Origin of the sequence: Streptococcus sp. S784/96/1 (assembly GCF_902729355.1) — a bacterium.
GTDB classification, from domain to species: Bacteria; Bacillota; Bacilli; order Lactobacillales; family Streptococcaceae; genus Streptococcus; species Streptococcus caledonicus.
In genome coordinates this window covers 1-13,751 of record NZ_CACVCC010000012.1, presented here as the reverse complement: position 1 = coordinate 13,751, position 13,751 = coordinate 1, and the positions used below count along the sequence as shown (strand labels likewise).

Annotated in this window: 14 protein-coding genes; 1 reads left to right on the top strand and 13 read right to left on the bottom strand. The window is 38.5% G+C overall.

All coding sequences use genetic code 11. The features are described 5' to 3' along the window. Positions 1-42 precede the first annotated feature (42 nt). Positions 43-807 (bottom strand): formate/nitrite transporter family protein, encoded by a 765-nt coding sequence (locus GZ996_RS05625; RefSeq protein ID WP_162011540.1) that lies wholly within the window; start codon positions 805-807, stop codon positions 43-45. 407 nt (positions 808-1,214) lie between these two features. Beyond that, positions 1,215-1,910, bottom strand: a complete 696-nt coding sequence (locus GZ996_RS05620; protein WP_156805323.1) for a phosphoglycerate mutase — start codon at positions 1,908-1,910, stop codon at positions 1,215-1,217. A 678-nt stretch (positions 1,911-2,588) separates the two neighbouring features. Between GZ996_RS05620 and GZ996_RS05615 the strand changes: the two genes are divergently transcribed. Next, positions 2,589-3,524: a dihydroorotate oxidase gene (locus tag GZ996_RS05615; RefSeq protein WP_162011539.1), complete on the top strand. Its 936-nt coding sequence runs from the start codon at positions 2,589-2,591 to the stop codon at positions 3,522-3,524. Between the two features lie 67 nt (positions 3,525-3,591). Here the strand turns inward: GZ996_RS05615 and GZ996_RS05610 are convergent, their stop codons facing one another. From GZ996_RS05610 to GZ996_RS05560, 11 genes are all read right to left on the bottom strand, one after another. Next, positions 3,592-4,428, bottom strand: a complete 837-nt coding sequence (locus GZ996_RS05610) for a DNA/RNA non-specific endonuclease (protein ID WP_156805325.1) — start codon at positions 4,426-4,428, stop codon at positions 3,592-3,594. A gap of 60 nt (positions 4,429-4,488) precedes the next feature. Then, positions 4,489-4,677 carry a DNA-directed RNA polymerase subunit beta gene (locus tag GZ996_RS05605; protein WP_156805326.1) on the bottom strand — a complete coding sequence of 63 codons (189 nt, stop codon included), beginning with the start codon at positions 4,675-4,677 and terminating at the stop codon, positions 4,489-4,491. 116 nt (positions 4,678-4,793) lie between these two features. After that, positions 4,794-6,062 carry a UDP-N-acetylglucosamine 1-carboxyvinyltransferase gene (murA, locus tag GZ996_RS05600; RefSeq protein WP_156805327.1) on the bottom strand — a complete coding sequence of 423 codons (1,269 nt, stop codon included), beginning with the start codon at positions 6,060-6,062 and terminating at the stop codon, positions 4,794-4,796. Between the two features lie 339 nt (positions 6,063-6,401). Further along, the gene (locus GZ996_RS05595) at positions 6,402-6,797 is read right to left on the bottom strand and encodes an SMI1/KNR4 family protein (RefSeq protein ID WP_162011538.1); all 396 of its coding nucleotides are present in this window, start codon (positions 6,795-6,797) and stop codon (positions 6,402-6,404) included. A gap of 43 nt (positions 6,798-6,840) precedes the next feature. Continuing rightward, positions 6,841-8,379: an ABC-F family ATP-binding cassette domain-containing protein gene (locus GZ996_RS05590; RefSeq protein ID WP_156805329.1), complete on the bottom strand. Its 1,539-nt coding sequence runs from the start codon at positions 8,377-8,379 to the stop codon at positions 6,841-6,843. A gap of 272 nt (positions 8,380-8,651) precedes the next feature. Next, entirely contained in the window at positions 8,652-9,092 is a 441-nt protein-coding gene (locus GZ996_RS05585; RefSeq protein WP_162011537.1) for a GNAT family N-acetyltransferase, read from the bottom strand. A gap of 6 nt (positions 9,093-9,098) precedes the next feature. Beyond that, positions 9,099-10,520, bottom strand: a complete 1,422-nt coding sequence (locus GZ996_RS05580; RefSeq protein WP_162011536.1) for a DUF2130 domain-containing protein — start codon at positions 10,518-10,520, stop codon at positions 9,099-9,101. A 161-nt stretch (positions 10,521-10,681) separates the two neighbouring features. Continuing rightward, entirely contained in the window at positions 10,682-11,644 is a 963-nt protein-coding gene (locus GZ996_RS05575) for an aromatic acid exporter family protein (protein WP_162011535.1), read from the bottom strand. Positions 11,645-11,713: 69 nt separating this feature from the next. Beyond that, positions 11,714-12,586, bottom strand: a complete 873-nt coding sequence (locus GZ996_RS05570) for a CPBP family glutamic-type intramembrane protease (protein WP_162011534.1) — start codon at positions 12,584-12,586, stop codon at positions 11,714-11,716. A 17-nt stretch (positions 12,587-12,603) separates the two neighbouring features. Next, positions 12,604-13,359, bottom strand: coding sequence for an HAD hydrolase family protein (locus GZ996_RS05565; protein WP_162011533.1), 756 nt, complete (start codon positions 13,357-13,359; stop codon positions 12,604-12,606). A 236-nt stretch (positions 13,360-13,595) separates the two neighbouring features. Beyond that, positions 13,596-13,751, bottom strand: a 156-nt coding sequence (locus GZ996_RS05560) for an IS3 family transposase (protein ID WP_443255814.1), incomplete at its 5' end; no start/stop codon positions are given.

Here is a 13,751-nt window from a genome sequence, read left to right as displayed (position 1 = left end):
AGTAAAAAAACTTGCTAAAATGATAGCAAGTGTAACTTTTTTCTAATGTTTTTTACCATAAACAAGGAAATAAAAGAGTGACACAAATACTGCTCCACCGACAATATTTCCAAGATAAACAAAGGTGAAATTATGTAGAAAATCAAACCAAGTAGCACCACCTTCAAATATGGCTGCTGGAATGATAAAAGCATTGGCAACACTGTGCTGAAATCCAATCGCGACGAAGGTCATGACTGGAAACCAAGTCCCTAGAAGCTTTCCTGCACTATCCTTTGCTCCATAGCAGAGCCACAAAGACAAGCCAACAAACCAATTACAACCGATTCCAGAAACAAAAGCTTGTGCTGGACTTGCTGCTAACTTAGCATGCGCAACTTCCAAGGCCTCTTCAAGAAAATGTCCCGAACTTGTTAGACCAACAAAATGCCCAAAAAAATAAGCAACAAAGATAGCACCAATCACATTAAATACAGTTATGACAATCCAGTTTTTTAGCAAATCTACTAAAGAAATTCTCTTTGCAAAAAAACTAGCGGCTACTGCCATCATATTGCCAGTAATCAATTCACCACCAGCTAAGAGAATAACAATCAATCCAATTGGAAAAGCTGCTGCACCTACAACCGAAGCAAAATGGCCTAAAGTCTCCATCCCATTAGCCGTAATTCGGACATAAAGAAGGTAACCTAAACTAATCATGGCACCGCCAATAAAACCTAAAATTGCTTTTTGTAAAAACGTTTTATGAATTTTATGTTCTCCTGTATGAATTGTAATCTCTAATATCTCTTCTGGTGAATGCATGCTTCTCCCTTTCTGCAATCGTTTTCTAACATTAGCATTATAACAAAATAATAAAAGATTGCAATACTTTTCACAAATAAAGCCAATAAAAAAGCAAAAGTTTAATTTCTTCTGCTTCTAAGTTGTCTCAAATACTGTAAAACATCGCAATAGCCAATAAAAATAAAAGAATACTGACTAGCACACTTACAAAAAGCCAGTTCGGGCACTACTAGTTTTAAGAGGACAATTAGCTGACCAAACAATCCATAAAATCAGCCCACAATCGGAAATAGAAAACTGAGAATAGCAATCCCTAAATGTTTACACCATCACGAGTATTCGAAAAGTCACCTCTTTTTCATCTGTTATACACTAGAAACATGAAATACCAAATAAAACAGAGACAAAAGCCTCTGTTTCAGATTTTATTTAACTTCCAAGTAGTATTCTTTAACAATATTCAATTTTTCATCCAATTCGAATACAAGTGGAGGGAAGTTTGGAATTTCAACATCCATGATTTCATCATCAGACAATTGTTTGATGTGTTTAACAAGGGCACGGATTGAGTTACCATGCGCTCCAACGAAAACATTTTTACCATCTTTAAGTGCTGGAGCAATTTTATCTTCCCAGAATGGAAGAGCACGCTCAAGCGTTACTTTCAAGTTTTCAGCATCAGGAATAACTGAACCATCAAGGTGTGCGTAACGACGGTCTGTGTGAGCTGAATGCTCATGATCTTTTGCCATTTCTGGTGGCAATACATCATATGAACGGCGCCAGATATGAACTTGATCATCACCAAATTCAGCAGCAGCTTCTGCTTTGTTCAAACCAGTCAAACCACCGTAGTGACGTTCGTTCAAGCGCCATGATTTTTCAACTGGAACCCAAAGTTGATCAGCTGCTTCAAGCGCAAGGTTAGTTGTTTTGATAGCACGTTTCAAAACTGATGTGAAGGCAAGGTCAAATTCGATACCAGCTTCTTTAATCAATTTACCAGCGTCAATCGCTTGTTGTGTACCTTTATCTGACAAATCAACGTCAGCCCAACCAGTGAAAAGGTTGGCTTTGTTCCATTCTGACTCACCGTGGCGAGCGAAAACCAATTTTACCATTAGTATGTCTCCAATTTATTATTTGGCAAATGCCATTACCCTCTTATTTTACAAAAAAAACAGGAAAAAAGCTAGTCTGAGATTGTAAATTTGTGAATGTTTTACCAATGGTAATTTCCAAAAGTCAGTTCCACCGTAGTTGTCGAAGTAGCCGAGTCTTTAATCCGTATCATCTTTTTATTAACACACTTCTTATGGAGATAAAGGTATCGGAAACTTTTTGAACTGTAAGAATTGAGGCTGTCTGAACTTAAGATGAGGTAGCAAGAAGAAATTAAATCTCTGAAACCATACCTCTGTCCTTCACTTTTTCACCACTTCGGAAGATTCCAAAAGTGGCACTCTTGTTAGCCATAACTATTATACAGTTAGTAACAGTAGTTCCTGATTGAATCATCATACACATTGATAGATGATGGGTAACTGCAACAATACACTCTTTTTAGATAACAGAACTCAGTGAAATATAATATATTAACTAGGCTGAATAATTGCTAAATTCTGTTTTTTAGGAGGGTTTTTAACATCTTGAAACGGTAAAAATCATACCTTAAATATTATTTCATCAAAAATGCTCTTTAATTTACGAACGTTTATTTCTAAATTCCAATTATATCTTGCAAATAACCTATCTCAATGATAAAATGGAAAAAATTTATCTAAAAGGAGTTTTCCAAAATGGTTTCCACTACGACTAAAATAGGTAACTTTTCATTCACTAATTGCTTGATGAATGCTGCTGGGGTTTATTGTATGACACGTGAGGAATTAGCTAAGATTGACTCTTCTGCTGCTGGTTCATTCGTGACCAAAACGGGTACCCTTGAGGCACGTCCTGGCAATCCAGAGCCTCGCTATGTCGACGTTCCTCTTGGCTCTATTAACTCAATGGGACTGCCTAATAATGGCTTCCAGTATTACCTTGATTATGTGACAGAATTGCAAGAAAATCCAACAAGCAAGCCTCATTTCCTATCATTAGTCGGTTTATCGCCAGAGGAAACTCACCTTATTTTGAAGAAGGTTCAAGAAAGTGATTACGAAGGTCTTGTTGAACTTAATTTATCTTGTCCAAATGTACCAGGGAAACCTCAAATTGCCTACGATTTTGAAACTACTGAAACCATTCTAACAGAGGTCTTTACCCACTTCACAAAACCACTAGGTATCAAATTGCCTCCATACTTTGATATTGTCCATTTTGATCAAGCTTCCGCTATTTTCAATCAATTTCCACTTACATTTGTCAATTGTGTTAATTCGATTGGTAATGGTTTGCTCATTAATGACGAAACTGTCCTAATCAAACCTAAAAATGGATTTGGTGGTATCGGTGGTGACTATATTAAACCAACAGCTCTTGCCAATGTTCACGCCTTCTACCAGCGTTTAAAACCTGAAATTCAGATTATCGGTACTGGTGGCGTTAAAAACGGGCGAGATGCTTTTGAACATATCCTCTGCGGAGCTAGTATGGTCCAAATTGGCACAGCCTTACAACAGGAAGGACCTAACATTTTTGATCGTATCACTAAAGAACTCAAAGCGATTATGACTGAAAAAGGTTATCACACGATTGAAGACTTCCGAGGAAAATTAAACTATATCCATTAATGTTAAACTGTGACTACCTTAAAAAGCATCCAATCGAGTGAAAAAACTCGACCAGATGCTTTTTTCTTTACTCAGTTGTGGTAATTTTCCCACTATAGTAATCAATCGTTAAACCATCTTGAACATTTGGAACAAAGACATTAAACTCTAACTCACCATCTGAGGACTTAGCCTCTAGATGAGTACCTGAAGCAATGAGGTTATCACCTTCATAGATCAAGGTCACACGATAACGAACGCGTTTATTATTATCTAAAGCTTTACGAACTAATGATTCATAATAATTTTGACCTGTTGAATTTTCTAAATTCGCTTGATTTGACCATGCTGTTTGGACAGCGATGTTTTCAGGATTACTTGTTGACGCATCAAATCCTGACAAACCACCGACAAGGGCATACCCAATCAAATGACCTCTATCAATGGCATGATCAAACTCACCTTTCAAATCATGAATTTGATACCAGCCAGCAGGACGAAAGTCCGTCCTTCCCTGCCCTGTCTGCTCTCGATTTTTATATTGACGCGTACTTTTTGCCAAGAGGGCATTACCATTTACTGGTACTACTTTCCCCTGTACACGTTTTGTCTGATTTGTAGCATACGGAAGACTTGATACATCAGCATTAAGTGACGTTTTATTGTCATTTATGATAAATGCTCCCGCACCGTTCCATTCAATCGTGCCAAGCTGTTTTTGGACATCGCCAGATAAAACTGACTCAGCTAAAGTTTGAGAAGGTGTACCAGCTGCTGCAATCGTATTATTTTGATGATGGTCACCTGTTAAGGAAATCCCTAATTGGTCAAAAAGTCCCGTAGAACTACCACCAAATAATCCAACAACTACTGTAGCAATAAGTGCTAAAAGAGATACTACTGTTTTTTCTTGTTTTTTCTTCATATGTTATTTTTAAGAGAAGCATGAGATAAAAGCCGAGAAACTTATTTCTCAGCCTCTACCTTAATGTCCTGTAAATTTACTAATGATACTCTGCCATTTTTCAAGTGAAAGAATAGAAAATGGTTTTGCGCCATCACCAAAAAATCCATAGCCTAAAACCAAACCAAGCCCAAAGCAAACAATACAAAGAACTAGGATGATAAAGATAAGTAAGAACTGCTTACCAATGTATTTCCAACCAATATCCATAGTTTTGATCTAAAGGGAGATGATAAAATAACCAATGTCTAAGACTGTTATTTTTACGCTAAAACAATTCTCAAACTTGATTTGAAATCAACGTTGTTGACTCCCTTCTCCTTTCCTTAAGCATTTACACGACTGATATTTGCACCCAAGTTAGCTAATTTTTCATGGAATTTGTAATAGCCACGGTCTAAGTGAGTTAACTTGCCAACGGTTGTTGTTCCCTCTGCTACCATCCCTGTCAAGATAAGGGCAGCGCTAGCACGAAGGTCGGTTGACATCACAGGAGCCCCTTGAAGTTTTTCACCACCGTGAATCAATGCTGTATCACGCATAATTTCAGAATGAAGCCCCATACGACGCATTTCTTCCAAGTGTTGGAAACGATTTTCAAAAACTGTTTCAATCATCGTAGACTCACCTTTGATAACCGACATCAACGCTGTCATTTGTGCCTGCATATCTGTAGGAAAACCTGGATGTGGTAAGGTTTTAACAGCAACAGGTTTAAGATTTGTCACATCAGAACGCACACGAATACCATTATCTTCCTCAGTGACCTCTACTCCCATTTCCTTGAGTTTTGAAATAAGGGGACGGTTATGCTCCCAAACAGCATCTCTGATAAGCACGTCACCTGATGTCATTGCCGCTGCAACCATAAAGGTACCAGCTTCAATGCGATCTTGAACAACATCGTGTTCTGCACCATGCATTTTATCAACTCCATCAATGGTTAGTGTCTCAGTACCTGCTCCTTTTACTTTTGCTCCCATTTTATTCAACAACAAGGCCAAGTCAACAATTTCTGGTTCACGCGCAGCATTTTCAATAACTGTCCGACCTTCTGCTAAGGTTGCGGCCATCATCAGATTTTGAGTAGCTCCAACACTTGGGAAATCTAAATAGATATGGGTACCTTTTAATTTTTCAGCAATCGCAGTAATGTCACCACCAACTTGAGTGATTTTTGCTCCCATTGCCTCTAACCCCTTGAGATGAAGGTCAATTGGTCGACTTCCGATTGTGCAGCCACCAGGCATAGAAACCTTAGCATGTCCACAACGTGCCAAGATTGGTCCTAATACAACAATTGAAGCACGCATTTGGCTGACATACTCATATGGCGCAGCATCCAAAATCCAGCCAGTAGCATCAACCGTTACACGATTTTGCTCTTCTTCAAAATTAACGTCAATATCTAGTCCACGCACGACATTATTCATTGTGAAAACATCCGATAAGATAGGCACATTATTAAGAATAGTCTTGCCTTCTTTTGCCAAAATAGTAGCTGCCAAAAGTGGCAAAACTGCATTTTTAGCACCTTCAATAGTGACTTCGCCTTTTAGACGTGTTTTGCCACCTTCAATAATTATTTTATCCATACTAAATCTTAGGGAATCTCTATCAAATATCCCAAATTCAATTAGAAACTCTAATTGAATTATCCTTTCTTTTCATAAAACTGACAATACTTGTCAAAAATAAGTAGGTATATTATACCATAAAAGAGGAGCATAGAAAACAGTTTATAACTTTCTTAAACCGTATTGGAAGGGAGAGGCAAGAAGGTTATAAAAAGTCCAACCTTCAATGTTATACTTTCTATATCTATCTCTGTAAATGATAGGCTATACTTGCTATAAAACAATAATTCAGAACCTTCTGAACGTTTCTTAGCTAGTTAAAACGAATATTTTTAATTTCTTGAGCATCAGAAGATGTTATTCAATCACTTCTGTCAAAACGTACTTTTCAAATGACGAGTAAAGTTTTTCTGGTTTAACCGTATCATTTGGAATCGTTTGAAAAATCTCTCCCTTGGTATTCTGCCAGATGACAATACCGTCAAAGCCTAGTTCCTCAATCACATACATAGACTGCGTATCTGAATGAGTATATTGCCTGTTATCAAGTGTTGTGATAACAATATTCAAGAAATTATCAAATTCAACGCCAGTAAATTCATGTGATGATATTTCAAAATTCCCAAAAACTGAGATTAACTGGCGATACTCATCAGCAAATGTTACCTCCAAATCCTTCTCCGCTTCAGTAACTTCAAAACTGTAATCTTCAATTTTATACCCTTGAGAGGTTAAAAATTCAAAAACTGTCATCATTTTCTCCCTATTGTTACTAGGACTACCTATAGCTCACCTTTTAAATCATCTGATTGAAGTCCCAAACTTCTGTCCAGCCTTCATAGAATTCTGGTTCGTGGCAAACCATCAGAATTGTTCCCTTATAGGCTTGGAGAGAGCGTTTTAATTCATCTTTAGCATCAACATCCAAGTGGTTCGTAGGCTCGTCAAGAACAAGAACATTATTTTCACGGTTCATCAGTAAGCAAAAACGCACTTTAGCTTGTTCACCACCTGACAATACTTGAATTTGACTTTCGATGTGTTTGGAAGTTAATCCGCAACGTGCCAAGGCTGCGCGTACTTCTGCCTGATTAAGGGCTGGAAAAGCATCCCATACAGCTTCTAGTGGGGTTTGACGAGAACCAGCTGTCTCTTGTTCAAAATAACCAATTTCAAGGAAATCACCACGTTCCACTTCACCATCAAGCGCTTTGATTTCTCCTAGTAGACTCTTCAAGAGCGTTGTCTTACCAATCCCATTAGCCCCAACGATAGCAACCTTTTGGTTACGTTCAAGTGTCAAATTAAGCGGTGCTTTGGTCAATGGGCGATCGTACCCAATGACTAAATCGGTTGTTTGGAAAATAAAGCGGCCAGGTGTCCGTGATTCTTTAAATTCAAATGATGGTTTTGGTTTTTCAGCTTGGAGCTCAATAATTTCCATTTTGTCCAATTTCTTCTGGCGAGACATGGCCATATTACGTGTTGCGACACGTGCCTTGTTGCGGTTAACAAAATCTTGTAAATCTGCTATCTCTTTCTGCTGGCGCTCATAAGCAGCTTCCAGCTGTGCTTTTTTCATGGCATAAACAGACTGGAAGTTATCGTAATCCCCAACATAACGAACTAAGTCAAGGCTTTCCACATGATAGACAATATTGATAACATCGTTAAGGAATGGAATATCATGAGAGATAAGGACAAAGGCATTTTCATATTCCTGCAAGTAACGTTTAAGCCAAGCAATATGCTCCGCATCAAGGTGGTTAGTTGGCTCATCGAGAAGAAGAATATCTGGTTTTTCAAGCAAGAGTTTTGCCAATAACACCTTCGTACGTTGGCCACCTGAAAGTTCGGTAACATCAGAATCCATGCCAAATTCCATAACACCAAGGGCACGTGCCACTTCATCAATTTTGGCATCTAAGACATAAAAATCACGAGATTCAAGACGATCTTGAAGTTCACCAACCTCTTCCATGAGGGCATCGATGTCAGCACCTTCTTCAGCCATCGACATGTAAATGTCGTTGATGCGTGCCTCTGTTTTAAAGAGTTCATCAAAAGCTGTGCGCAAGACATCACGAACAGTCATGCCTTTTTCAAGGATAGCATGCTGATCAAGGTAGCCAACACTCACATACTTTGACCACTCTACCTTCCCTTCATCAGGTTGCAAAGCACCTGTTACGATAGACATAAAGGTAGATTTTCCTTCACCATTAGCACCTACAAGTCCAATGTGCTCTCCTTTGAGCAAACGGAAAGAGACATTTTCAAAGATAGCACGGTCTCCAAAACCGTGGCTGAGATTTTTTACTTCTAAGATTGACATTTAAAGTTCCTTTTTATTCGTTAAAAGAGGTTGGGAAAAGTATCCCAACCTATTAAATTTTTAGTGTAGAGATTATTTAAGGCCGTGGTTGATTGGAAGTCTATAACTAAATTTCTTCATTTTTAAGTTTCCACTTAAAGATAGTCTAGTAGACTGTTTCAACCTAAGCTTAGAAAACAAAGAGCATGAAAAAGTCAAAGCTTCGAAATCATGACTTCAGTTCCACTTTCTGATACTAATTTTATTATCACAGAATATAAGAGAAAAGTCAATCAGCCAATTTCAGGCAGTTCTAATGCAAATCCATAACTCTTCTTTCTAAAACCATAACGTTCATAAAACTGATGTGCCTTTCCTCTCTCATCTGTTATACCGCTATTTAAAGCCAACGCTAAGGCACCTGATTGACAAGCTTCTTCTTTAATCTTATCAATCATGCAACTTGCGATTCCTTGACGACGATAATCTTTTCCAACCACCAAAGCAAGTATACGATAATAAAAACCATCTCGTTCAAAGAAATGTAGTTTTGAACAACCAATAAAACCAACGACCTTTTCATCCAGAACTGCAACTTTCAACTGATAATTGGACTGTGCCAATATGTGACTTAAACGCTGTTCTAAATCAATCTTATTGGTTGGATACCCTAAATCGGCATACAATGGTAATAGATCGTCAATATCTGTTGTTTGATAATTTCTAATTTCCATAGAATTTTATTCCTTCAACGCTTCAAATTTTGCTTTCATTGTTGGATTTTTACGTGTTAATTTTTGGACGGAGACATCATCTAATTTATTGTTTGCTAGGCGTAATTGGTTCTCCGAAGTGGTTAGAGCTACTTTGACAGCTTCCATTCGCTTGATACTCTTATCAATTTCTTCAATAGCTTTTTTGAAATTATTGCTTGCGGAGTTGTAATTCTTAGCAAAAGCTGACTTGAAAATTTCCAAGTCTTCCTCAAAATGGGTAATGTCTAGATTTTGTTCCTTAACGAGTTCTAGCTCCTGCTTATATTTAAGGCTATTCAGCGCAGCATTTCTCAAAAGCGTGATAATAGGGATGAAGAATTGAGGTCGAACCACATACATTTTCTCATAGGTATAGGAAACATCGACAATCCCATTGTTGTAAAGCTCATTATCGGCTTCTAAGAGAGACACTAAAATCGCATACTCACACTTCTTCTCACGACGATCCTTGTCTAATTCCTTGAAAAAATGTTCATTCTTTTTCTTTGTCGCTGTTTCATCACCTTCGTTTTTCATTTCAAACATAATGGAGATGATTTCAACACCGTTTTCATCGTACTCGCGATAGATATAATCCCCTTTAGATCCTGACGTCGCATCGTTATCCTTACCAAATTCAGCTCGTGGAAAGGCTGTCATGCGCAAGCGATTAAACTCGTACTCACAGTGTTGCTCTAGGCTCTCCCCAATCATTTTAGTAGATTGTTTAGCCTTGAAATCCTTATAGTAAGCAATCAAATCATCCTTCTGCGCCAACTCGAGCTGATGCTGATTAATCAAGGCTTGGCGGGATAACTCACCTTGCTGCTCTTGCAAGACTAACTGATTTTGAACTGTGTCACGTTCTTTTTCAAGAGCCTGTAACGCCTGTTGCATCTCGTGAGCTTTTTCGAGCTCTAGGCGCTCTAGACGGGCTTTAAGCTCAGCAATTTCCTGATCTTTTGGAGCAATGGCAGAGCGGACTTCAAGTTCTTGTTCTGTTGATTTCGCTGCTAGTTGACCTTGCAGTTTTTCCAACTCCAAGTCTTTTTCAGCTAGCGCCGTTTTCAATTCATGTTGCTTCTCACTCGCTAAACTGTCAAAACGGGCTTGCAACTCCACTAAAGCTTTATCTTTTAAAGCAATTGCAGCATTAACTTCCTGCTCCTGTTCCACTGCTCTGGTTTCGAGTTGGCCTTTCAATTGTTCTAACTCTAAATCTTTTTGAGCAAGGGCTGACTGAAGCTGATTTTTTGACTGTTCTTTTAATAAAGCTGTCTCCTTTTCTAGTCGCTCATTCACTTCTTTCTCAAAGGCGCCACTGCGTACTTGTGCCAGAAGTTGGGCATATTCACTTTCATTGATTGTAAAAACTGTCTGACAATGTGGGCATTTGATTTCGTTCATTAGGTACCTCTTTTCTAAAGCATCATTCTCTATTTGATTATACCAAAAAACGCCTCTTTAGGCGTTAAGAAAGTAGGCAATGTCTGTTGAGACATCTCATTAAGCATTTTTACGATGACAACTATTTTCAAATCTAAAACCTCTTAATGGGTTCGCTACAGTTAAGCAACCTGTTTCCTATACTGATTGTAAAAATCAACTTTGAGTTGAATGAACCGCTCAAGGTCATTTAACAACTGAAAAAGCACTGCTCTGGTCTCAAATTCATCGCGTGTTTGTGGGAGAGGCCGTTTTCGGAATAACTCGCGAAACTCAGCAATATCATCTAAGAGTAAATTAGCTGGATTTTCTTGACTAAGTTGCGCGGCTGTTTCATAGAAAAGATGCGCCAAAATCACACTTTCTCGACTCTCTAATTGGCAAGAGTTGACGTTAACTGCCATCTGGCGAAGAAGTTTGGATTGATCCATCCGCATGTCAAAATAGTGTACCTGATAATTGGTTTGCTGGAAAATCTGATTGTTATGTTCTAAGTAAACCAATCGCTGCGCTTCCAATAAAAGCTGATCTAACTCACCAATGAGAACTGCTTCATTTGTCCCATCTCCTTTCAGTAAAAAGCCATTAAAGCGCATAAGAATAGCTTTGAGTTTCTCTTCAACTTTCAGATGATAGTTCTCAATATCTGCCTGCTTTGATGGCATATAGAGATTGAGGAGCAGTGCCACTCCTGCTCCAATGAGAAAAATGGCCATTTCATTCCACAACCAGCTGATTGCTACGCTTTGTTCCAAATACAAATGCAGAACCAAAACGGTAATTGGTGGAATACCGACGGAAACATCTAACACGTAGGCTAACGGCACATAGAGAGCCATGTATAGGCCAACAACCATAAGATTATAGCCAAATAAAGTGAAGAGGACAATCGCAATGCCTAGTGCTAAAAGCGCTGAGATAAAGCGCTGTCCAGCAATTTTAAAAGAGCTTCGGCGCGTGTCTAAAACACTTAGAATGGCAATAATCCCGGATGATGTGGTGTAGGCTAATCCTAAGCTATCAGCAAGCCAAATGGCAATAACGGTCGCCAAAACGAGCTTTATCGTTCGATGTGCTACAGACATATTATCCTCCTTAGTTAGTGTTCGTTTTGATTGTTCCATTTTATCAAAAAGAATTGAGACTGACCATTCTCAATTCTTCCAAGAAACCTTTTTTAAAGCTAAATAGCCGCAAAGAACAATAAGAACCATTGTTAACCAAACTGAACCTCCCACGCCCAGTTCACCTCCTAACCAGAGACCGGATGGTTTATTTACCTGAAAAAGACTTGCCCATTGCACACCCAAAGGAGCATAGAGGTGATAGATGGTCACAGACCAGATCGCTTGTAACCCCGTTGCTAGCCACAGATTTTTTCGCCAAAGGACTAGGATTCCTGACAAAAGACTAAATAAAAAGTTATTGACTAACAAAGGGATGGGTAAAGTGGGGGAGCGCATCCAACTACCTAGAATTGCTACTAAACAACTCCCTGCCAAGGCAAAGGGGCGGTTGAACCTTGCTAAAACAGGTAAAAGATAACCTTGGTAAATGAGAATATCTCCCATTGCGACTACATGATAAGCTATAAAATAAATGACAAATAATATAACTGGATGATTACTCATAGGTCCAATCACTGAAACCTCAAACCAAATTGACGGTAAAAAACACACCAAACTGATAAGGCCAAAACCTAGTAACCAACCTAAAAGTAGCTCTCTTAATGACTTTTCTTTGAAATAACCCAACGTTTCCACAGATCGATATTCAACAAGTTGAGTAACTAAAGATACTGCTGGAAAAACACCAATATAGGATAAAAGTTGAGCAATTACAGTAACATCAACAGATGGAACATAGTCAATCGTTCCCCAAATAAAAGCAGAAATGAGTATGATAAAAGACTTTAACCAAGCAGCGATCAATTCAGTTAAGAACATCATGCCAAAAGCCACCAAAGGACCTATCCACCAGCGTTTGGACACATGACCAAACTTAACTTCTTCAAACACATCGCGCATCTCACCTTCTCCTTTTCCTAAAATTGCTGATAAAGTTCCTTTAATTTTTGGGCAATGGCAGAGCTGTCAGCTGGAAGGATGACATCAGCATAGGTCATCAAAGGACTGTAATAGCCAACTTGAACTCCGTACAAAGAAGCTTTAAAAAGAGCCATATCATTTTTATCATTTCCAAAAGCGATAAAATCCTTACCAATTAAGTCTGTGACTGCTGTCACCTTAGTTGTCTCATAAGGGTTGATATAGAGGCATTTTTCTTCCTCATGATAGCTAATATCTAAACACTCCAATGTTTCTAAATCACGGCACATATCCTCTACCAAATCTTCATGTCGGCTCATCTCAATCACTACTTTTATGGGATGGCTCAACTCTTCCACTGAAACACGAGTCGCTAGTTCCAAGGGATCAACGTATCTGGCAAAAGGAATTCGTTCCATCTCTTGACTGGCATAATTAAAATCATCATCTACAAAAAAAGGCAGGTTGTAACGGTGACACCAAGACAATACTTCTTGATAGGCAACCTTGTCTAATTGACGGTGATAAATCAGTTCTCCCTCTTTGTAAGCTAGTCCACCATTTAAACCAATCACCAACTCCTGCGCCAGCTCCTGCCCCAAAACCCCAATACAATCACGGTAAGAACGTGCTGAGGCAAAGATAATTTGATGACCATGCTGAGCTGCCATACCAAGGGCGCTTTTAAGCTCATCAGCTATTGTTTCCCCATCAAAACTAAGAGTCCCATCCAAATCAAAGACAAAATGCATCTCCAATCCTCCCAACAAATGAGTATACCGTCATCGCAACTGGTGATAGTTAATTTCTAAGCTAGTGTATTCGTTTATAGACAATTGAATAAAGGTTAAGACATCGTTAAGTAGCTTTGATGAACTCTAGTATTACCAGCAGATTTTTGTCCTGTCTTATTCCTTTCTCAATCCACTATATCTTATATCATAAGCTCTAGAACATAAAAAAGCAAGCCATTTTTGTCAAGCCCCGTCTAAAATAGACAGTGTAAAAAAGAATATAAGTTAGTAAGGTATGACTCCCTGAATTCCATAGGGGTCATACCTTTTAATATTTCTTGTGGTCTATCATAGTTATACCAGTCCATGTATTCTTTAATTTGTTGGATGAGTTCATCTCTGTTATTAGG